Source organism: Vreelandella sp. 162(4c) (assembly GCF_058152265.1).
This window is the reverse complement of record NZ_CM176981.1, coordinates 38321-59891: the sequence shown is the minus strand read 5'-3', so window position 1 is coordinate 59891 and position 21571 is coordinate 38321. Positions and strand designations below refer to the sequence as shown.

General features: G+C 52.6%; 20 protein-coding genes and 1 tRNA gene. 13 read left to right on the top strand and 8 right to left on the bottom strand.

Features of this window, described 5'->3' with window-relative positions; all coding sequences use genetic code 11:
• Nucleotides 1-130: 130 nt before the first annotated feature.
• From AC4EYZ_RS00300 to AC4EYZ_RS00265, 8 genes are all read left to right on the top strand, one after another.
• Nucleotides 131-580 carry an acyl-CoA thioesterase gene (locus AC4EYZ_RS00300; protein WP_022523637.1) on the top strand — a complete coding sequence of 150 codons (450 nt, stop codon included), beginning with the start codon at nt 131-133 and terminating at the stop codon, nt 578-580.
• Between the two features lie 152 nt (nt 581-732).
• On the top strand, nt 733-3477 hold the full coding sequence (gyrA, locus tag AC4EYZ_RS00295) for a DNA gyrase subunit A (protein ID WP_089690940.1): 2745 nt from the start codon (nt 733-735) through the stop codon (nt 3475-3477).
• A complete protein-coding gene (serC, locus tag AC4EYZ_RS00290; RefSeq protein ID WP_022523604.1) occupies nt 3461-4564 on the top strand; it encodes a 3-phosphoserine/phosphohydroxythreonine transaminase in 1104 nt (367 codons plus the stop codon). The genes gyrA and serC overlap by 17 nt, the downstream gene beginning before the upstream one ends.
• Nucleotides 4565-4570: 6 nt before the next feature.
• The gene (gene pheA / locus AC4EYZ_RS00285) at nt 4571-5662 is read left to right on the top strand and encodes a prephenate dehydratase (RefSeq protein WP_022523603.1); all 1092 of its coding nucleotides are present in this window, start codon (nt 4571-4573) and stop codon (nt 5660-5662) included.
• Between the two features lie 5 nt (nt 5663-5667).
• A complete protein-coding gene (locus AC4EYZ_RS00280; RefSeq protein WP_022523602.1) occupies nt 5668-7947 on the top strand; it encodes a bifunctional prephenate dehydrogenase/3-phosphoshikimate 1-carboxyvinyltransferase in 2280 nt (759 codons plus the stop codon).
• The gene (gene cmk / locus AC4EYZ_RS00275) at nt 7940-8638 is read left to right on the top strand and encodes a (d)CMP kinase (protein WP_022523601.1); all 699 of its coding nucleotides are present in this window, start codon (nt 7940-7942) and stop codon (nt 8636-8638) included. The genes AC4EYZ_RS00280 and cmk overlap by 8 nt, the downstream gene beginning before the upstream one ends.
• Nucleotides 8639-8821: 183 nt before the next feature.
• A complete protein-coding gene (gene rpsA, locus AC4EYZ_RS00270) occupies nt 8822-10501 on the top strand; it encodes a 30S ribosomal protein S1 (RefSeq protein WP_008957327.1) in 1680 nt (559 codons plus the stop codon).
• Nucleotides 10502-10827: 326 nt separating this feature from the next.
• Nucleotides 10828-11202: a histone-like nucleoid-structuring protein, MvaT/MvaU family gene (locus tag AC4EYZ_RS00265; protein WP_022523599.1), complete on the top strand. Its 375-nt coding sequence runs from the start codon at nt 10828-10830 to the stop codon at nt 11200-11202.
• Between the two features lie 88 nt (nt 11203-11290).
• On the opposite strand, the gene AC4EYZ_RS00260 is transcribed toward AC4EYZ_RS00265, so the two are convergent.
• Nucleotides 11291-12109 (bottom strand): helix-turn-helix transcriptional regulator, encoded by an 819-nt coding sequence (locus AC4EYZ_RS00260; protein WP_258955958.1) that lies wholly within the window; start codon nt 12107-12109, stop codon nt 11291-11293.
• A 386-nt stretch (nt 12110-12495) separates the two neighbouring features.
• On the opposite strand from AC4EYZ_RS00260, the gene AC4EYZ_RS00255 reads away from it, so the two are divergent.
• Nucleotides 12496-12855: a hypothetical protein gene (locus AC4EYZ_RS00255; RefSeq protein ID WP_035537408.1), complete on the top strand. Its 360-nt coding sequence runs from the start codon at nt 12496-12498 to the stop codon at nt 12853-12855.
• A gap of 23 nt (nt 12856-12878) precedes the next feature.
• Here AC4EYZ_RS00255 and AC4EYZ_RS00250 read toward each other — a convergent pair whose 3' ends face one another.
• The 6 genes from AC4EYZ_RS00250 to pilB all read right to left on the bottom strand — a co-directional run bounded on the left by AC4EYZ_RS00250 (nt 12879) and on the right by pilB (nt 18768).
• Entirely contained in the window at nt 12879-13766 is an 888-nt protein-coding gene (locus AC4EYZ_RS00250) for a hypothetical protein (protein WP_022523596.1), read from the bottom strand.
• Nucleotides 13767-13805: 39 nt separating this feature from the next.
• Nucleotides 13806-14039 carry a DNA gyrase inhibitor YacG gene (yacG, locus tag AC4EYZ_RS00245; RefSeq protein WP_022523595.1) on the bottom strand — a complete coding sequence of 78 codons (234 nt, stop codon included), beginning with the start codon at nt 14037-14039 and terminating at the stop codon, nt 13806-13808.
• Between the two features lie 35 nt (nt 14040-14074).
• Nucleotides 14075-14677: a dephospho-CoA kinase gene (gene coaE / locus AC4EYZ_RS00240; RefSeq protein WP_022523594.1), complete on the bottom strand. Its 603-nt coding sequence runs from the start codon at nt 14675-14677 to the stop codon at nt 14075-14077.
• Nucleotides 14678-14745: 68 nt separating this feature from the next.
• On the bottom strand, nt 14746-15591 hold the full coding sequence (locus tag AC4EYZ_RS00235) for a prepilin peptidase (RefSeq protein WP_022523593.1): 846 nt from the start codon (nt 15589-15591) through the stop codon (nt 14746-14748).
• Between the two features lie 192 nt (nt 15592-15783).
• Nucleotides 15784-17016, bottom strand: a complete 1233-nt coding sequence (locus AC4EYZ_RS00230; protein WP_022523592.1) for a type II secretion system F family protein — start codon at nt 17014-17016, stop codon at nt 15784-15786.
• Nucleotides 17017-17019: 3 nt separating this feature from the next.
• Complete coding sequence (gene pilB, locus AC4EYZ_RS00225; RefSeq protein WP_089690942.1) at nt 17020-18768, bottom strand: type IV-A pilus assembly ATPase PilB; 1749 nt, start codon at nt 18766-18768, stop codon at nt 17020-17022.
• Between the two features lie 241 nt (nt 18769-19009).
• Between pilB and AC4EYZ_RS00220 the strand changes: the two genes are divergently transcribed.
• The 4 genes from AC4EYZ_RS00220 (at nt 19010) to AC4EYZ_RS00205 (ending at nt 21193) form a co-directional block, all read left to right on the top strand.
• Nucleotides 19010-19525 (top strand): pilin, encoded by a 516-nt coding sequence (locus AC4EYZ_RS00220; RefSeq protein WP_022523590.1) that lies wholly within the window; start codon nt 19010-19012, stop codon nt 19523-19525.
• Between the two features lie 108 nt (nt 19526-19633).
• Nucleotides 19634-20068: an anti-virulence regulator CigR family protein gene (locus AC4EYZ_RS00215; protein ID WP_022523589.1), complete on the top strand. Its 435-nt coding sequence runs from the start codon at nt 19634-19636 to the stop codon at nt 20066-20068.
• Between the two features lie 94 nt (nt 20069-20162).
• Nucleotides 20163-20984, top strand: coding sequence for an inositol monophosphatase family protein (locus AC4EYZ_RS00210; RefSeq protein WP_022523588.1), 822 nt, complete (start codon nt 20163-20165; stop codon nt 20982-20984).
• A 132-nt stretch (nt 20985-21116) separates the two neighbouring features.
• Nucleotides 21117-21193 (top strand) — tRNA-Pro (locus tag AC4EYZ_RS00205).
• A 143-nt stretch (nt 21194-21336) separates the two neighbouring features.
• Here the strand turns inward: AC4EYZ_RS00205 and AC4EYZ_RS00200 are convergent.
• Nucleotides 21337-21414 carry a hypothetical protein gene (locus AC4EYZ_RS00200; protein WP_231500690.1) on the bottom strand — a complete coding sequence of 26 codons (78 nt, stop codon included), beginning with the start codon at nt 21412-21414 and terminating at the stop codon, nt 21337-21339.
• Between the last annotated feature and the right edge of the window lie 157 nt (nt 21415-21571).

The following is a 21571-nucleotide window of genomic DNA, read 5'->3' as shown; positions in this document are numbered from 1 at the left end:
TGTTTAAAAGGTGGCACATTATGGCGAAAGCGGGGCATTCCTACCAGCGGCTGTCACCAATCGTCTCTGTTGCACGTGTTTCAAACTTGTGTTTGATTGAATCGTTGCCAATCACTATAGAGGAGTCGATATGAGTGCATCGCTGTCGCGAGTTCATTTACGCGTTAGAGGCTATCATCTGGATGGCTATGGGCATGTCAATAACGCTCGCTATCTTGAGTTTATGGAAGAAGGGCGCTGGGACTTCTTTGATCAACACCCAGAGATGATCAAAGAGCTCCATCAGGCCGGGCGGGCATTCGTCGTCGTCAATTTGAACATTGATTATCTGGCCGCTGCCCGCCAAGGGGATGATTTGGAAGTGATGACCGGGATCATCGACGTTGGTGAGCGCAGCGGGCTTTGCCACCATCGTATTGTTCGTAAAAACGGTGGGCGTAAGGATGGCACCGTCATCGCCCGTGCGGATTTAACCTTCGTGCTACTCGATATGCGCGCCAATAAGGCCGCTGCAATCGAGGGCGAGGTGCGTGAAGCGTTGGCTGCATTAACCTTGGGGAAAGAGGCATTTAGCGTCTAAACGGCTTTGGTGAGCTCCCTGGCTGCCCTTGCTGCTTTTGCGGTGGTATGATGTCGCAGTATTTGCGCGCCGCTCTATGGTAATTTCAGAGCGGTGTTTACCAGCGCTTTCAACTCTCGCAGTGCCAATGCAGTGCAAAGGATCTGACTTTCATGGGTGACATCGCCAGAGAAATCTTGCCCGTCAATATTGAAGACGAGCTTAAACAGTCGTATCTCGACTATGCGATGAGCGTCATTATCGGCCGCGCGCTTCCAGATGTGCGGGATGGCCTTAAACCGGTTCACCGGCGTGTGCTGTTTGCCATGCATGAACTGGGTAATGATTGGAATAAACCGTACAAGAAGTCGGCGCGTGTCGTCGGCGATGTCATCGGTAAATACCATCCGCACGGTGATAGCGCGGTATACGACACTATCGTACGTATGGCGCAGCACTTCTCGATGCGCCATGTCCTGGTCGACGGTCAGGGCAACTTCGGTTCTATTGATGGGGATAACGCGGCCGCCATGCGTTATACCGAGGTGCGTATGTCGCGCCTTGCCCACGAACTGCTTGCTGACCTTGAGAAAGATACCGTCGATTGGGTGGATAACTACGACGGTACCGAGCGTATCCCCGCCGTATTACCCACCAAGGTACCCAACCTGCTCATTAACGGCTCGTCGGGTATCGCGGTAGGTATGGCGACCAATATTCCACCGCACAATATGCGTGAAGTGATTGACGGCTGTTTGGCCCTCATCGACGACTACACGCTGTCGGTAGATGACTTGATGGAGTATATCCCCGGGCCTGACTTCCCCACCGGTGCCATTATCAATGGCCGCGCGGGCATTTTGTCGGCGTATCGTACAGGCCGTGGACGTATTTATGTGCGCGCTTGCCACACCATTGAGCACCACGACAAAACCGGTCGCGATCACATCATCATCACCGAACTGCCTTATCAGGTGAATAAGGCGCGGTTGATCGAGAAGATCGCCGAGCTGGTGAAAGAGAAGAAGATTGAAGGCATCGCCGAACTGCGCGATGAGTCGGATAAAGATGGTCTGCGCGTGGTGATTGAAATCAAGCGTGGTGAGTCCGGCGAAGTAGTGGTCAATAACCTGTTTGCTCAAACGCAGCTGCAAAACGTGTTCGGGATTAACATGGTGGCGCTGGAAAATGGCCAGCCACGCACGCTCAATCTTAAAGAGATGCTGGAAGCCTTTATTCGTCACCGGCGCGAAGTGGTTACCCGGCGCACACTGTATGAGCTGAAAAAAGCCCGTGAGCGTGGGCATCTGTTGGAAGGCTTGGCCGTCGCTATCTCGAATATCGATGAAGTGATTGAGCTGATCAAAGCCTCACCCAACGCGGCTGAAGCGCGTGAAAAGCTGCTCGCCAAGACTTGGCAGCCCGGTCAGGTGACCGCCATGTTAGAGCGGGCCGGGGCTACTTCTTGCAAGCCAGAAGAGCTGGAAGAGGGTTTTGGTTTAAATACCGCGGCCACCTCTTATCGGCTTTCTCCTGCCCAGGCGCAGGCGATTCTTGAGCTACGCCTGCATCGCTTGACGGGACTTGAGACTGAGAAGCTGCTTGATGAATACCTCAGCATTCTTGAGAAAATTGCCGAGCTAACCGAGATCCTGGCCTCTGCTGACCGCTTGATGGAAGTGATTCGCGAAGAGCTGCGGGCGGTGCGTGATCAGTTTGGCGATGACCGTCGTACTGAAATTCAGGCTAGTCACCTCGATTTGTCGATGGAGGACTTAATCGCCGAAGAGGACATGGTGGTAACCGTGTCGCGTTCAGGCTATGCCAAGACGCAGCCGCTGTCGGATTATCAGGCTCAGCGCCGTGGTGGCCGCGGTAAGTCCGCAACGGCCATGAAAGACGAAGACGTGATTGAACATCTGCTGGTGGCCTCTACTCATGACACCGTGCTGCTGTTCTCAAATCGCGGCAAAGTGTACTGGCTGAAGGTGTACGAAATGCCCAACGCCAGCCGTGGATCGCGGGGTAAACCGCTGGTGAATATGCTGCCGCTTGAAGAAGGTGAAGCGGTCAACGCCATCTTGCCGGTGCGCGACTACAACCCTGATAACTACATCTTCTTTGCTACAGCCAAAGGCACCGTTAAGCGGACTAGCCTTGAGCAGTTCTCGCGCCCACGCAGCGTTGGCCTGATTGCCATTGACCTGGAAGAGGGTGACCGCTTAGTTGGTGCGGCGATTACCACGGGTAATGACCATGCCATGCTGCTGTCGTCTAACGGCAAGGCGATTCGCTTTGAAGAGGGCAAAGCCCGCGCCATGGGGCGTACTGCCCGCGGGGTGCGTGGTATGCGCCTAGCCGGCGACGCGGAAGTCATTAGCCTGATTATTCCTAAAAGCCAGCAGATCGACGCCGAGGCGGATGCCGAAGGGGAAACGCAAGACGGTGCCCAAGAGAGCACTGTAGCCGAGACCGCCGTTGGTCAGATCTACATTATGACCGCCAGTGAGAATGGTTACGGCAAGCGCACGCGCCTGGAAGAATTCCCGCTGCGTGGTCGTGGTGGCCAGGGTGTCATCGCCATGCAAATCAGCGAGCGTAACGGTTCGCTCGTGGCGGCGATGCAGGTCTATGACAGCGATGAAATGATGCTGATCACCGACCGCGGCACGCTAGTGCGTACCCGTGTGGAAGAGGTCTCGACCACATCACGGAATACCCAGGGCGTGATGCTGATTCGTCTTGGCAAAGAGGAGAAGCTGGTCAAGACGGTGCGCGTTGATGAACCGGAAGAGAGCGACGAGCTAAGCGCTCTTGAAGGAGCGGGTGACCCTGAAGAAAGCAGCCTTGAAGACGCACAGGCGAATAAAACATCCGATGATGCACAGGAAACGGGGACTGATGACACGTCACTATAATTTCTGCGCAGGGCCAGCGGCCCTGCCAGTGGCCGTGCTGGAGCGCGCCCGGGAAGAGTTGCTGGACTACCAGGGGCGCGGCCTTTCAGTAATGGAAATGAGCCACCGCAGCGATGAATTTATTGCCATTGCCGAGCGTGCCGAAGCCGACTTTCGTCATCTGTTGGGCGTGCCGGATAACTACCGCGTGCTGTTTCTACAGGGCGGGGCCAGCTTGCAGTTTGCCATGCTGCCGATGAACCTGTTGGGTCAAGGCGGTAGAGGCAATTTTATTCAGACCGGCATCTGGGGCAAGAAGGCGCTCAATGAGGCCAAGCACCTTGGTTTTGATTGCCATGTGGTTGCCAGCAGTGAGTCCAACGGTCATACGGCGGTACCCGCACAAGACGAACTGCGGGTGAGCGCAGATGCTGCCTATTTGCACTACACCTCTAACGAGACAATTGGTGGCTTGGAATTTGATTATACGCCGCATATTCAGCGTGCCGATGGTGCTCACGTGCCGCTGGTCTGCGATATGTCGTCGAACATTCTGTCTGGGCCCATCGACGTTAGCGAATTTGGCGTTATCTACGCTGGGGCACAGAAAAATATTGGCCCCGCCGGGTTAACGCTGGTGGTGGTGCGTGACGACCTGCTAGGTAAAGCTAGGGCCAATATACCTTCGCTATTTGATTATCAAATGCTGGCGGACGCTGGTTCGATGGTCAATACGCCCCCCACTTACGCTTGGTATTTAGCCGGGCTGGTGTTTCAGTGGCTGAAGGACGATATTGGCGGATTGGCGGCGATGGACGCTATCAATCAGCGTAAGGCAGATAAACTTTACGCAGCGATTGATGCCAGCGAGCTTTATAGCAATCCAATTGCTAAAGCCAACCGTTCGCGCATGAACGTGCCCTTTGTACTGGCCGATTCGGCACTGGATAAAGCGTTTTTACAGCAGGCCGATGCGGCGGGACTGCTTAATTTGAAAGGTCATCGCAGCGTGGGCGGTATGCGTGCCAGCCTTTACAACGCGGTGCCTGAGTCTGCGGTAGATGCCCTAATTGCATTTATGGCCGATTTTGAAAAAACAAGGGGCTAAATCACCATGTCCGACACGTCGATCAATCTGGATGAGTTGCGCCAGCGTATCGATCAGCTCGATAGCGATATTCTGAACCTGATCAGTGAACGCGCCAGCTGTGCCCAGCAGGTGGCCCATGTCAAGCTAGCTGAAGATAAAGATGCGGTGTTTTATCGCCCTGAGCGAGAGGCGCAGGTGCTTCGGCGCATTATGGCGTTGAATAAGGGGCCACTCGATTCAGAAGAGATGGCGCGGCTGTTTCGCGAAATCATGTCGGCGTGTTTGGCACTTGAGCAGCCGGTAAAAGTTGCTTACTTAGGCCCTGAAGGTACCTTTACGCAACAGGCGGCGCTCAAGCACTTTGGTGAAAGCGCTGTTAGCCTGCCCATGGCAGCCATCGACGAGGTATTTCGTGAAGTAGAGGCGGGGGCCGCACACTACGGCGTCGTGCCGGTGGAAAACTCCACCGAAGGGGTGGTTAATCACACCCTGGACACCTTTATGGATTCCTCGATTAAAATTTGTGGCGAAGTAGTACTGCGTATTCACCACCATTTGCTGGTCAGTGAAACGACGCGCCGCGATAAGGTCTCGCGTATTTACTCGCACCCGCAGTCGTTTGCCCAGTGCCGTAAATGGCTGGATGCTCACTATCCCCATGCGGAGCGCGTGCCGGTTTCCTCTAATGCGGAAGCGGCCAAGTTAGTCAAAACCGAGTGGCATAGTGCGGCGATTGCAGGTGATATGGCGGCCAAGCTTTATGGGCTTGAGCACATTGCCGAAAAAATTGAAGACAGCCCGGATAACTCCACGCGGTTTTTGATTATTGGCAACCAGGATGTGCCCATGGCAGGAGAGGATAAAACCTCTATTGTGGTTGCCATGCGCAACCAGCCGGGGACGCTGCATGCGCTGCTGGAGCCTTTTCATCGCCACCAAATTGATTTAACGCGCCTTGAAACGCGTCCTTCGCGTACCGGTGTGTGGAACTACGTCTTTTTTATCGACTTTAAAGGCCATCGTGATGAGCCTGAGGTCGCGGCAGTGCTTGAAGAGGTGCAGCTACGAGCGGCAGAACTACGCGTGCTGGGCTCTTACCCCATAGGCGTGCTGTGACGTTAATGGTCGAAGACGGTGTAAAAACATCAGGCTGTCATGAGTCGCGTCTATTGATTGTTGGTCTGGGATTGATTGGTGGTTCGCTAGCGGCAGCGCTGCGCGCGGTAGGGTTTCAGGGTCAAATTGTTGTCTGTGACCCTGACGAAGCTGAGATTGCACGCGGTATTGAGATGGGGCTGATCGACTCAGGCAGTACCCACCTTGATGAGCAAGTCAATGACGCCACCATGGTAGTGCTGGCAGTGCCGGTGCTCGCCATGGAGAGCGTGATGGCAAGCTTGGCCGAAGCGCTACCTAACGCGTCGGCTGACGTTGTGATTACCGATGTTGGTAGTACCAAGGCGACTATCCGCGCCTGCGCTCAGCGTGTATTTGGCCAGGTACCCACTAATATGGTGCTGGGGCACCCTATTGCCGGTTCAGAAAAAAGCGGTGTGGCAGCGGCGAATCCGCGTTTGTATGTAGACCACAAGGTTATTTTGACACCTGAACTGAACGTCGACCGTGAGGCTTTGCAGCGCGTGCGCTGCTTATGGGAAGCCTGTGGTGCCGATGTGCTGGAAATGGACGTAGAGCGCCATGACCAAGTGTTGGCGCGTACCAGCCATTTGCCGCACTTGCTGGCATTTTCGCTGGTGGATACGCTGGCCCGTCAGGATGAGCGGCTAGATATTTTTCGTTACGCAGCGGGCGGCTTTCGCGACTTTACCCGTATCGCGGGAAGCGACCCGGTGATGTGGCGAGATATTTTTATTGCCAACAAGCAGGCGGTTTTAGCATCGCTGGATGATTTTGAAGCGGGGCTTTCTCGATTGCGTCATGCGGTAGAAGCCGGTGACAGCGATGCGCTGATTGCCACCTTTGATCGGGCTAGCCACGCCCGGCACTATTTCGACTCTTTATTGAACAAAACCAGTTATCAGGCGGAATATCATATGCAACCACAAGGTAAGGTCACCTACCGTGTGCAGCCGGGCGGTCAAGCCCAGGGGCGTTTGCGCGTACCTGGCGATAAATCCATGTCGCACCGCTCTATTATGTTGGGCGCGTTGGCTGAGGGTGTCACTGAAGTAAAAGGCTTTCTGGAAGGTGAGGATAGCCTGGCGACCCTGCAGGCGTTTCGGGAAATGGGTGTGGCGATCGAAGGGCCGCACCAGGGCCGCGTGACGATTCACGGTGTGGGTATGCATGGCTTAAAAGCCCCCGCAGGCCCGCTCTATGTAGGTAACTCGGGCACCGCCATGCGGCTTTTTTCAGGACTGCTGGCAGGCCAAGCGTTTGATAGCGAGCTGACCGGCGATGAGTCACTAACCAAACGGCCTATGGGGCGCGTGGCTGACCCGCTGCGCTTGATGGGCGCAACCATTGATACCGCTGAGGGCGGGCGTCCGCCGTTGAAGATTCATGGTGGCGCCAAGCTTAAAGGCATCGATTACGATATGCCCATGGCCAGTGCCCAGGTAAAATCTTGCCTGTTGCTGGCGGGGCTGTACGCCGAAGGCGAAACTCGGGTACGCGAACCTGCACCGACCCGCGATCACACCGAGCGTATGCTCAATGGTTTTGGCTATGCGGTTTCCCGTGAAGGCGATACCTGCTGGCTCAAAGGGGGCGGTAAGCTCACCGCAGGCCCCATTGATGTGCCTTCGGATATTTCATCTGCAACCTTCTTCTTAGTGGCAGCTGCCATTACCCCAGGCTCAGATATCACCCTTGAACACGTCGGCATTAATCCCACCCGGATTGGCGTAATCAATATTCTTACCCTGATGGGGGCGAATTTGGCGTTAGAGAATGAGCGCGAAGTGGGGGGGGAGCCGGTGGCCGATATTCGTATTCGCTATGCGCCGCTGAAAGGCATTGATATTCCCGAAGAGCAAGTGCCGTTAGCCATTGATGAATTCCCCGCGCTGTTTATTGCCGCCGCTAATGCCGAGGGTGTGACCCGTCTTAGAGGTGCTGAAGAGCTACGGGTCAAAGAGTCTGATCGCATTCAGGCCATGGCCGATGGCTTGGCTGTGTTAGGTGTGCAGCACACCGTTGTAGACGACGGCATCGATATTGTCGGCAATGGCGATGCGCAAAAAGCGAGCTACGGCGGTGGGCGTGTTGATAGTCTGGGCGATCACCGTATTGCCATGGCGTTTGCGATTTCATCACTACGTGCAAGTGCAGAAATTGTGATTGAAGACTGCGCCAATGTGGCGACCTCATTCCCTGACTTTGTCGAATTAGCCACGCGTATTGGCATGGGCGTTAGCGTGGAGGGCGCGCATGAATGATCGTGTTGCTGCTGCTCCCGTTGTCACCATTGATGGGCCTGGCGGCGCAGGTAAAGGTACGATCAGTGGCTTGGTGGCAGAGCGCCTAGGCTGGCATCTTCTCGATAGTGGCGCACTTTATCGACTGACGGCTCAAGCAGCAGTTAAGCACAACGTAGCCGTTGACGACGAGTTGGGCCTGGCACGCTTGGCAGAGCAGTTAGATGTGGCGTTTCCTGTTGAAGAGGGACAGCCACGTACACTGCTTGAGGGTGAAGATGTTGGCCAGGTCATTCGCACCGAACAGGCCGGCGAGCGAGCTTCTCAAGTGGCGGCACTGCCCGCGGTGCGCCAAGCCCTGCTACAGCGCCAGCGCGATTTTTGCCAAGCGCCGGGCTTGGTGGCGGATGGTCGTGACATGGGTACCGTGGTGTTTCCTGACGCGGCGCTGAAGATTTTTTTAACCGCCAGCGCCGATGAACGGGCGCGTCGACGCTATCTGCAGTTGCAGGAAGCCGGGGTGGATGCTAGTCTTTCGAGTCTTTTAAAGGAGATTCAGGCACGCGATGCACGCGACACGCAGCGCAGTGTGGCTCCTCTCAAGCCGGCAGATGATGCCATTACGCTTGATACCACGCGCCTGAGCATACCGGAAGTGGTTGATCGACTGACCGAACTGCTCGCCCAAAAAGGGCTGGTAAGCGGCGTCTGATTCTCCCTTGCGGCGCTTTTGGATAGGTGTCACGACGTGGCAGGGCACTAAACTCACATCGGTGAGCCCGGTCAGGTCTAACCAGCGTTAACACCCCCAAAGGCTGAGTGACATTAGGCCCGCACTTGCTGGTGGTGCGGAGAAGGCATTTATGCCTCAACAACGTAATTACGTAGGAACACCATGAGCGAAAGCTTTGCTGAGCTGTTTGAACAGTCTCTTAACGACATCAACATGGAGCCAGGCGCTATTGTCGCGGCTCAGGTTGTCGACATTGACGGTGACTGGGTTACTGTCAACGCTGGTCTGAAATCTGAAGGTCAGATCCCTGCGTCACAATTCCGCGATGAGCACGGTAATCTGAACATCGCTATCGGTGACGACGTGCACGTTGCACTTGAAGCCGTAGAAGATGGTTTCGGTGAAACGCGTCTGTCTCGTGAAAAAGCCAAGCGTGCAGAAGCTTGGAAGATTCTTGAAGCAGCCTTCGAGAAAGACGAAATCATTAAGGGCGTTATTAACGGTAAGGTTAAAGGCGGCTTCACTGTTGAAGTTGACTCTATCCGTGCCTTCTTGCCGGGCTCGTTGGTTGACGTTCGTCCAGTTCGCGACACTGCGCACCTGGAAAACAAAGAGCTGGACTTTAAAGTCATCAAGCTCGATCCGAAGCGCAACAACGTTGTGGTATCACGTCGTGCGGTTCTGGAAGCAGAGAACAGTGCCGAGCGCGAAGCGCTGCTGGCAACTCTGCAAGAAGGTCAGCAGATCAAGGGTATCGTTAAGAACCTGACAGACTACGGCGCTTTCGTAGACCTGGGTGGTGTTGACGGCCTGCTGCACATTACAGACATGGCGTGGAAGCGTATTAAGCATCCGTCCGAAATCGTTGCCGTTGGCGATGAGATCAACGTCAAAGTTCTGAAGTTTGACCGTGAGCGTAATCGCGTTTCACTGGGTCTGAAGCAGTTGGGCGAAGATCCGTGGGTCAACATTAAAGAGCGTTATCCGGAAGGCATGAAAGTACACGCGGTCGTCACTAACCTGACTGACTACGGCTGCTTTGCCGAGCTGGAAGAGGGTGTTGAAGGTCTGGTTCACGTTTCTGAAATGGACTGGACTAACAAAAACATCCATCCGTCTAAAGTCGTTCAAGTGGGCGATGATGTTGACGTTATGGTGTTGGATATCGACGAAGAGCGTCGTCGTATTTCTCTGGGTATCAAGCAGTGCACTGCTAACCCGTGGGAAACCTTCAACACTGACTACAACAAGGGTGACCGTGTTTCCGGTACCATCAAGTCAATTACTGACTTCGGTATCTTTATCGGCCTAGAAGGCGGTATTGACGGTCTGGTTCACTTGTCTGATATTTCTTGGACTGATACTGGCGAAGAAGCCGTACGCAGCTTTAAGAAAGGCGATGAAGCTGAAGCCGTTATCCTGTCTATTGATCCAGAGCGTGAGCGCATCTCGCTGGGTATCAAGCAGATGGATTCTGATCCCGTTGCTGAGTACCTGTCAGTCAACGACAAGGGCAGCATCGTAACGGGTCGCGTCATTGAAGTTGATGCTAAAGAAGCTCAAGTTGAATTGGCGACTGACGTTATTGCTGTGCTGAAAGCCTCTGAAATCAGTGCTGACCGCGTAGAAGACGCGCGCAATGTGCTGAATGAAGGCGACAGCGTAGAAGCCCGTATCGTAAGTGTTGATCGTAAGAGTCGTCAGATCAATCTGTCGGTAAAAGCGAAAGACCAAGACGATACGCGTCAGAACCTGAAGAAGATGCGTGAGCAAGAGCCGGAAACTGCAGGTGGCCCGACCACCATCGGTGATTTGATCAAGCAGCAGATGGGCCAAGACTAATTATCGATTAGTTATTGGTTTGTAAAAGCGCCGCCCTTATGGGCGGCGCTTTTGTTTGTAGTGGTTGAGTGCTTGTAATAGCTCTACGGTAGGTGTGTATAGTCGCCATGTTCTATTAGGGTTAAACTCTTTAAGCAGCAATTGAGTTTTAAAAAAACGATTAGTAATTGAGTGAAAATCAACTAGACTGTTGTCAGTTACTCTTTTTACAGGAATAATGTCCCTGCATTCTGAACTAGTGGGTGTCAAGGTTGTCAATCTGCACCTCAGTTAGATCCCATTCAGCTGAGCCCCATTCAGTTGGATAAGCTATTAAAGGAACCTCGATGTCATTACTTAACGAATATATCCAAAAAGAGCAGCAGCTAAAGCAGCTTCAGGAAGATTTGCAGCGCTTAGAAGGCGACCAGCGTCTAAAAAGTGAGTTGGAATTTAAGGCCAAACTTGAAGCGCTAATGACTGAGTTTGGCAAGCGCCCAGGCGATGTCATTGCCTTATTGGATCCGGCTGCTGACCAGCGTACGGCTAAAACCACAGCCAGTGGCAATGCACGTCGTAAGCGTCGTCTTAAAATTTACAAAAACCCCAAAACGGGGGAAGTCATTGAGACTCGTGGCGGCAACCATAAGGGCCTGCGTAGCTGGAAAGATCAGTATGGCGATGAAACCGTCGAGTCTTGGCTGGAGCGCATGGAAGACTAAGTTAGTTAACAACCGGCATTTCTGTACAGGAATGCCGGTTTTTTATTGCCCTGTGTTCAGCTATATCGCTAAGACGTGGCCATCACTGCTAGGCTATTAAGGGAATACGAAGTTCTAAATGGTTCGCTTTCCATAATACCTGCGGAGGGTGGCCGCTAACGTGACAGACATTTTTCTTGTGAAGTAGATACATGATGGTATGCATCAACGCGCTATTTAGATCAGCTAAGTCGTCAAAGCACGTGCTCGCGTAGTGGTGGGTGGGAATGTCGACCCGCCGGTAGTGCACTGGTAACGCAATGTCTTGTGCATTGTCCGTATCCGATAGGTAAAGACCAAAGTCGGTACGGAATGAATGAAAAAATTCACTATTAAGTGCATTAACCTTATCTGCGAGTATGTCGGGCAGTGCAATGACGGTCGTTGATAGTCTAAGGCGCGCCTGTAAGCACGCTAGCTGCTTATTCTGATAGCTGGCATCCCCTAGCCCCTTAATATGCGTGGGAGCTTTGTAGAGGCGCATTAGGATCATTTGGCGGTCATTGCTTTTTTCGATGCGCGTGTTAAAAACAGGATGCGGTTTTGGCTGAATGAGCGTGGTTTTCAGGGTTTGTCGAAAATGGCGCGGACTCAGCTGATAGCGACGTTGAAATGCCCGGGAAAACGACGAGTGGTTATGGTACCCGCAACGTATCGCAATTTGCGCTATATTGAGAGGAGTAAGCCCTAGCAACACCGCTGCGCGCTCCAATCGCCTTATTTCACGGTAGGCGCTAGGTGAGATGTCAAAGCTTTGGCGAAATTGGCGCCGAACTTGGGAAGATGAATACCCTATGTGATTCGCAAGGTCTTCAATACCGAGTGGCTTATCAAGTGTGTCCTGCAGCCAGATCTCAGCTCGTGTCATCGCGTTGAACATTATCTGGCCTCTAATACGTGAATCATACAGGTCGTGCTTATCTTGCCTGTAATGCACTCTCCCAGTGCGTTAGTGTTGGTAACCTGGCTGAAAGGAAAAAGTTCAGCTTACTGATGAGAGTGGAATCTCTATTCAGGCTACTTGTGGGTAATGTTGATGCGAGGCATCAATTAATGCGTTGTCGCTGACTGTGACGTGTTTGATAAATGTGTGGGTTACCCTCATATACCTAATAATGATGCCTTTATGCTGGTAATTGGGTGGCAAAGGCAAGTTTGCTCGTTAGCTTTACGCGTTTGTGCACAGTTTTTGCCAAAAAAAGCGACATTGGCAGTCATATCGACCATTTCAAGCAAGGTGTAAATGAAACATCGATGAAATATCAAAAGGTTCAAAAGCCGATAGATGAGCGCGAGAAGCTGCGTAAGTTTCGTGAGTTAGACGATGCTTTTGCGCAGGCTTTACGCCAATTAGATGACCCAGAGAGCGGTTTCGATATACCGACAGGCCCGCCGGTACGCTCGCTTGCGGCATTGGAGCAAGAAGATTTAGAAAGCCAGCAGGAGGAACAGCAACAAGAGCGGGAGCGTATTTTTAAACAGCGCTTTGAAGCTTTGTTGAGCGAGTATGGTGTGGATCATTACGACCTGGCCGAGCTGATCGAAGCGCTGCTTGGCTATGGGGTATGGCAGCAGGATGTAGTGCCTGCAGCTAGCACATCCAAAACACCGTAGAAGTCTTTGCAGGTGCCTTTATGCTAACGGTAGCGATAAATCCTCAAGCTCGGTAGAAATACATCCTGCTCTAGTTTCTCATCGCGTCGTCTTGCCCGTGTGCGGGCAGTGGGAGGTTCTGGCGTAGGCAGGTTAATGTGGGGCAGCCGCTGGTTATTGTCAGGCACAAAAATAGGCATAGCGGCATTCAGTGCCCGTCGTGTATGCCCATCGTCGAGTGGTTCGGTAAAAAACAGGTTTGCCCGCATCAGCGGGGCCTGAGTTTGCACCTGGGCAAGCACTTCGCCGCTTGGAATACCGGCTAGCTTGCGTAGCTGAATACGAATATGCGGTGCATCAGTATCAAGCTGCAATAGCTTATGTTCAGCTTCTTGAACTGACAGGCGTTTAATAGAGCGACCACTACTGTACCAAGCAAAGCGAATGCGTGAGACAGGCGCTTGTGCGATAGGTAGCTGCCGCCAGCTCTGTTTAAGATGTAAACGGGCAAGTCCATTGCGGCGTAACACTTCATCAACGTGAGGGTGGCGTTGCGGTAGGCGACTTTTTGCATCGCTAAGTGTTTGGGGAAATGCCTGTTTGATATGTTGTAATTGGTCACTAAAACTGACCTTGGCTTGATTTACAGCGTCTATTGTCATTAGTAGCTCGTCATTAGCGGCTACTACGGCAATATAGTTGCGCGTCTCACGGCCATCTTGATCCTGCTCATGCCACATATCGAACAGGGCTTTACGCAACCAATCGCTAGACGGCGTCGTTTGATGAAAGAGCCATGTTGCTGGTAGTTGCTGTTCGTATAGTGAAACAGCGGCTTCAATGGTTGCAAGTAGATGATCAAACTGCTGCTCCAGTTGAAGCAGCAGATGATAGGCCGAAGGCGATGATGGGTTAGCGTTTATCTCGGCCATAGTCAGTGTCAGTGCTCGTTAAGTCAGTTTTCGTAAAAACTAGGTCAGTGGTGCATCCTTGTCGGCTTGCGCCAGTAAGGTTTCTATATCGGCTTCATCCATGGCGGATTCGCCCGATATGCGGTGTGACTCATCGGCCCAGGCACCTAAATCCAATAGTTGGCAACGCTTACTGCAGAAAGGGCGGTAAGTGCTTTCCGGTAACCAGGGCACGCGCTTAGCGCACTGCGGACAATTAACTTCTAGCGGGGAATCGTTTGCAGGGCGAGCCATAAAAAAACTCCAATTGCGTTAACAAGTGCGATATCTCAGTAGTTAAGCTGTCGACGGTAGCGTTCATCAAGCCGTGCCACTTGTTCCATCATGCTGGCGTGGTCACCGCTGTTATCGATCACGTCATCTGCTTTTGCTAGCCGTTGTTCGCGGGAAAGTTGGGCGGCGAGAATAGCACGCACCTGGCTTTCACTCACCCCATCACGCTGTTGGGTTCTCGATAATTGTAGCGCTTGGGGCACATCGACAACCACCGCGCGGTTTACTAGTGTGTTTTGACCCGACTCAAACAGTAACGGTGATACAAGCAGCGCGTAAGGCGCTCCCTGGACTTTGAGCCGCTTTAAATGCTGCAATAGCCGCTCCCTTATTTTGGGATGTGTGATGGATTCTAGCCACTGGCGTTGTTTTGGATCGTTAAAAATAATCTCGCGCAGGGCGGCGCGATTAAGCGTGCCATCCTGGTGCATGACCTGATCACCGAAGCGGTTTTTAATAGCTAGCAGCGCCGGTTCTTCAGGTAAGACTATTTCCCTGGCGACATCATCGGCATCGACCCAGGCAGCGCCGAGTGCTTCAAAAGCGCGAGCGACGGTCGATTTACCTGACCCGATGCCACCCGTTAATCCGATAATCATCTGCTGCCTCATATAGCTAAAGTTTATAGGGCCACGTTTCACATGGCCAAAGTTCACATGGCTCAATTTTACATAAGCAGGTTGAGATACATTGCCATTATTTCATCACCGACTAACAACGCCACCCAGCCGGCGAGGGCGAGAAAAGGGCCGAAGGGAAGCGGTGTGCCGCGTAGGTTAGGTGAGTAGGCCTGGGCAACTAGCCCAACAATGGCCCCAAGCCCTGCGGAAAGTATCAATATTAGCGGTAAAAAACTCCAACCCAACCAGGCGCCTAGTGCTGCCAGCAGCTTAAAGTCGCCATAGCCCATACCCTCTTTGCCGGTGGCCAGTTTGAATAGCCAATAAAAGCTCCACAGTGAAAGATAGCCTACCATTGCGCCGATAACGGCACTTGGCAGCATCAGTGGCTGGAAGAGGAGCTGAAACAGTAACCCTGCCCAAAGCAAGGGGAGGGTGATGATGTCAGGGAGAAGCTGGGTGCGAAAGTCGATCACGGCGAGCACTAACAGCATCAGACAGGCCCCGTAAACGAAGACTGATTCTGCCGTAAGCCCGTGGAGCGCTAGCACCGCCATGGCCAGTAAGCCACCGGCTACTTCTACCAGAGGATATTGAACGCTAATCGGCGTTTGGCACTCAGCGCAGCGGCCGCGGCGCTTTATCCAGCCAATCAGTGGCAGGTTGTCGTGCCATGCAATGGGGGCTTCACAGCGTGGACACATAGAGCCTGGTGTGGCCAAATTAAAGCGTGGTGAGTGTTCCGCGCTAAGCTCAAGTGCTTCGCGGGCTTCGTTACGCCAGCCACGCATCAGCATCACCGGCAGGCGCGTAATCACCACATTTAGAAAACTGCCCAGGCATAGCCCAATCAATAAAACGATTAACCACAGGATAAACGGAGGGTGATGCATGGAGCTCCTTAGGTTTCTAGAAATTAGCGTTTTTTTAGGCTCTGTCTGAAAAGTCGGCGAGCGAAGGCCAGACAAGGCAAAAATCGGCGAAAAGACGGAGTTTACATGGTGTAAATGAGTACTTTGAGCCGATTTTTAACGCCGTATGGTCGAGCGCAGCCAGTTTTCTGACAGAGCCTAAGCATTTGGTGCTTAGAGGGCTGCGCCCAAGTCGAAAATGGGTAAGTACATAGAGACAACCACACCGCCAACGAGCACGCCCAGTACTACAATAATAACCGGCTCCATGAGCGAGGTAAGAGCATCGACCTTATTGTCGACTTCTTCTTCGTAGTAATCGGCAACACGATTAAGCATGACATCCAGCGACCCCGCTTCTTCACCGATACTGACCATTTGGATTGCCAAGGGGGGAAAGCGGTTGGTCATCCGCATGGCGAAGTGTAGCTGTTGTCCGGTGGCTACGTCCTGGCGCGTTTGTGCCACCGCGCGTTCGTACACTTTATTGCCGGTGGCACCGGCGGCGGTATCTAAGCCTTCTACGAGCGGTACACCGGAGGCAAAGGTAGTCGCTAAGGTACGCGAAAAGCGGGCGATGGCGGATTTATGCATGATATCGCCAATGACCGGTAACCGAAGCAGCAAAGCGTGCATGCGGTAAGCGACATTAGGCGAGCGCTGAATGCTTATTCTGAGTAGTAGGACGGCAGCAATCACCGCGCCGAGCGCCGCTAGCCAATAACGCTGGGCAAGCCCGGATAAATTCACGGTCAACTGGGTCAGTGCGGGAAGCTCTGCACCAAAGCTCTGGAACATGCTTTCAAATTCAGGCACCACTTTAATCAACAGCAACATGGTCACAGCAATGCCAATCGTCATAACGGTGGTGGGGTACCAAAGCGCTTTTTTTACTCGCGCTTTCAGCGACTCAACCTTCTCCTTATAGGTCGCAAGACGATCAAGCATTTGATCCAGCGCACCTGACTGCTCGCCGGCGCTGACTAGGTTAACAAACAGGCGATCAAAGTGTTTGGGGTGGCGGTTCAATGCATCAGAGAAGCTGGAGCCCGATGATACATCGCTTATCATCTGTTGCATTAGGGCAACCATAGCAGGTTTTTTGAGGCTCTCTGCCACCACTTGAAGCGCCTGTAGCAAGGGGATACCGGCGCGAACCATTGTGGCCATCTGGCGCGCAAAGACCATAACGTCGTTGGGGTTAACTCGGCCGTTGCCACCTAGGTTGCCTTTTTTACTAATCCGGCGGATAACGATATTTTGCTTGGTGAGTTTAGCGGCTACTTCGGCTTTACTGCGGCCAATCATCTCACCGCTTAGCGCTCTATCCTGGGGGCCTTTACCGATCCATTTCCAGCGCGCTAGCTTGATGGCGGGCGTTTGGCGTCGACGTGCCGTTTTAGCCATGCCTTACTCCTTGCTCACTCGGTTAACCTCTTCCAGGCTGGTAATACCCTGCATGACTTTCAGTAACCCACTGCGGTGAAGGCTTGGATAGCCCTCCTTGCGCACTTGTTGATCAATATCTAAGGCGTTGGCATCACGCATAATTAGTTGACGCATCGCTTCGGTGATCGGCACTACCTCATAAATGCCAATTCGACCTTTATAACCGTGAGTACAGTGCTTGCAACCTAACGGTTTGTAGATCGTTGCCTGATGGATTTCTTCGCTACTAAAGCCTTCTTTGCGCAGCGCCTCGTGGGGAATGTCAATGGGCTCTTTGCAGTGTGTGCATAGTTTACGAGCCAGCCGTTGGGCAACAATCAAGCTAACGGCGCTGGCGATATTAAACGAAGAGACTCCCATATTAGCCAGTCGAGTCAGTGTCTCAGCTGCCGAGTTGGTATGCACCGTGGAGAGTACCAAGTGGCCTGTCTGTGCAGCTTTAACGGCAATTTCGGCGGTTTCCAGGTCACGAATCTCGCCCACCATGACCACATCAGGGTCTTGGCGCAGAAACGCCCTTAACGCACTGGCAAAATCGAGGCCGATCTTAGGCAATACGTTCACCTGATTGATACCCGCGACTTTGATTTCAACCGGGTCTTCGGCGGTGCAAATATTGCGTTCCACTTTATTAAGAATATTAATGCCGGTATACAGCGAAACGGTTTTACCACTACCGGTAGGGCCGGTTACTAGAATCATGCCTTGGGGTTGTTTTAAGGCGTATTCATAATGGCGCCGTTGTTCGTCGGTAAATCCAAGTTGCTCAATACCCAGCTGCATTGCGGTAGGGTCTAATATTCGCAGCACCAACTTTTCACCATAGACAGTAGGTAGCGAATTAACCCGGAAATCGAGGGAGCGGGTGCGCGAAAGCTTGAGTTTTATCGAGCCATCCTGAGGCAGGCGGCGCTCGGAAATATCAAGGCGGGCCATGATTTTTAGCCGGGCCGCGATACGATTGCGCATGGCGAATGGTGGCCGTGCCACTTCTATGAGCATTCCATCAACCCGAAAGCGTACTCGGTAAAGCGCTTCGTAAGGTTCGAAATGGATATCGGAGGCGCCTCGGCGGATAGCATCTAGCAGAATTTTGTTCACAAATTTAACGATGGGTGCATCTTCGCTATTTTGGGAAGCCTCTTCCAGCGGTACATCGTTACCGCCGTTGTTCTGCATAATGCTCAGCGAGCTGACCACATCGTCCAACTCATCCAGCATGCCGCGCTCGTTGTGAGCAAGGTAGCTATTGAGAACGACAGTGATTTGATCAACGGGCGCGAGGATACCTTCAATGCTCAGGCCTGTTGCAAACTGCAATTCATCCAGTCGCGTCAATGTAGCGGGGTAGGGCACCGCCACCGTGAGGCGATGACCGTGGCGCGCTAATGGCAAAACGTTAAGGCTCTGCAGTACTTTGACAGGATAGTCTGCAGCGGGGGGCAGTGAGGTAAGCCGCACCGCCTCCAGGTTAATGACTGGAAGCCCATACTCCCAGCCAGCCGCCAGTGTGGCTTTGTTAGGGTCGACCAGGCCGCTTTCGATCACATGCTGAAGTAACGATATTTCCAAGTCCGACGCGGTTGTTTCCGCTGTTGCGGCCTGGGCGTTGGTCAGCAAGCCGTGCTTGACCAAGCGCTGGGCAATGCCGCGCAGGTCGCCATGTGCGGAGGCGTGGCTTAAAGTCGACTCTAAGGAAGGCTGGCTCATCAAAAAACCTGTTTTACATCGATATAAGCGTGTTACTTGTACCATAAACTAGCGTTTACAGGGATGAAATTACTAATCCTTTCATGTAGTTAAAGCGGTAGTCGGCTAAGCTGATCATATTAATAAGGTTCGTTGTAAAAGTAGACCATTTAAGTTAGTTTAATTTCAACGATTTCTAATTCTTTTTAAGGGTTCACGATCCTTAAAAAGGCTTTTCCTTCACCTCACAGGAGATGCCTTCATGCAGAATGCTGCACAGCCAATTTCTCGTAACACCATCCAAGGCGGTTTCACGCTGATTGAGCTGATGATCGTCGTTGCGATTATTGGTGTATTGGCATCTATTGCTGTGCCGCAGTATCAAAATTACGTGGGTCGCGCGCAAGCTGCAGAGGCTTTTACTGCTACAGCAGGTTTGAGAACTGACATCGGTTTATACTTTTCTGAGAATGGAAACTTTGTAGGCTATAAAACAATAAACAGCACCCCTTCTTACATCTCCAATACCGCAAATCAAATAGGTGGTCAGTACATCAGTGGTGTGACACTCAATGGACAAGCGAGCGGTGGGTTCACCGTCGCATTTGATAATGGCGTTCATAGCGGCTCTTCAATGGTGATTCAACCACTTATCAGCAATGAAACAACGAATGATGCTGTAGCAACTGCTAGCACTAGCGGTGGGCAAATTACTGGTTGGCGTTGTAGCAGCACTACTATCGACGATACCTTTCTTCCCTCAGCTTGTCGTCCCTAGCTCTTTACTTATTAATTCCAAAGGGCCCACGTGCCCTTTATTACTTCCATACTTCCTACTCATTTGTTCTTTACACTATAAACTCTGACCTTAAGCGAGGAGCTTACAGTGAAGCCCATCAAACTGATTGCCATAAGCGCACTTGGCGCATTGCTAGTTAATAGCGCAGCCTTTGCTCAGCCTGACCATGCCCCGGCCCACGGTGCCCGCGATAAGGGCCAGCACCAGCAACATGCATCTAACCGACCTGGTCACTTCCGCGATGAGCGAGTTGATTTACCACGCATTAACGAACGTGAGCTGCGCCAGCTGCTGCGCCGGCATGACGCACCGCGAGCCGAATCGTTGCCGCCAGGTATTCAGCGCAACCTTGAGCGTGGCAAACCTTTGCCCCCAGGTATCGCCAAGCGTTTTGACGGCCAGTTAGCATCTCAATTGCCGCGCTACCCAGGCTATGAGTGGGAGCGTGTTGGTGCCGATGTGGTGCTAATTGAAGCTGCCACGCGCATCGTGGTGGATGTATTGGTAGACGTATTGCGTTAACCATTGCAAGCGCAAGTCGGTATGACTCGAAAATTACATCCCGGCGGCTTATGGTAGAAGCTCACAGTATCATCGCGTCCTAAAGGGAGATTCAATGAGCGACCACACACTAGCCGCACGTCTTGAAATTACTATCGCTATTGCCGAAGAAGCTGGGCAGATGATTATCAAGGCGCGGGAGCAGCAAGGCTTTGCCCAGCGCTTAAAAAAGGATAATGAGTTGGTCACCGACGTGGATGTGGCCGTGGATGAGCTCATTAGTCAACGCCTGGAGGAGCACTTTCCGGGGGAAGCGCGGCTGAGTGAAGAGCTTGCTCCAGAAAGCGCTTTGCATGAAACAGCACCTAAGCTGTGGGTGGTGGATCCTATTGATGGCACGGTTAATTTTGCTCAAGGGCTTCGCCACGTAGCGGTTTCCATTGGCTGGATGGAAGAGGGCGTTGCCAAGGTGGGCGTTGTTCATGCACCGTTTTTAGGTGAGACCTTTAGTGCTGCAGAAGGCTCTGGGGCTTTTTGCAACGGTCAAACCATACAGCCAAGCAGTGCGGAATCACTGGCGCACACCCTGGTAGGGACAGGATTTCCCTACCGTAAAGAGGAGCGTAAGCAACTTTTGAAGCGCTTGGAAGCTGTGCTGTTTGAGTGCCAAGACGTACGTCGTAATGGCGCAGCAGCGCTCGATTTATGCGATGTAGCCTGTGGTCGTCTGGATGCATATTACGAGAGTGTCTCGCCCTGGGATTTCGTTGCAGGCTGGGTTATTGCACGGGAAGCCGGCGCGCGAGTAGGGCATCTATACCCAGTACCTTCAGCGGTGCCGGAAGATATCTACCCGGATCATTTAATCGTAACGGCCCCCGGTGTATATGACGCAATGGCTTATCTGCTGCTTGAAGCCGATCAACGTAAGCCATAAAGGGTGATGAGATTTATAGCGGTGTGTGACAAATACTTGAAAAGAAAGCGCTATAAGGGCTTTTCATTTATGCAAGAAACCGCTAGTATACGCACCGTCTTGAGGCAAAGATGTAGCGGCCAATAAAGACAGCGGAGCGTGGCGCAGCTTGGTAGCGCGTTGCAATGGGGTTGCAAAGGTCGCAGGTTCGAATCCTGTCGCTCCGACCAAGAACATATAAAACGGTCACTTAGCTAATTGCTACAGTGGCCGTTTTTGTTTGTTAGCGTTTTATAAGTGGCATATAGGTGACACTTGTCCGGAGTTTCTGTGATGTCACGCCATCATCGTATTTGGAGATGTCACAGCAACCTCATGCTTGGCGGGCGCTGGGGCGATCTTGACGCCGCACATGACGGATCACCTCGATCCGGGCGGGCACCACATGCAGCTCCTCGCTGACCGCTTCACCGATGACCTTCAGCGCGGTGTGCTGTCATCGTCACAATGGTGGGCGTTCTCGGGCAGTTCATGGACGCTCCCCACCGCGACAAACCGGCCGGGACTAAATGCCGCTGAGTGGCCCGCTCGAAATCATCAAGACACAA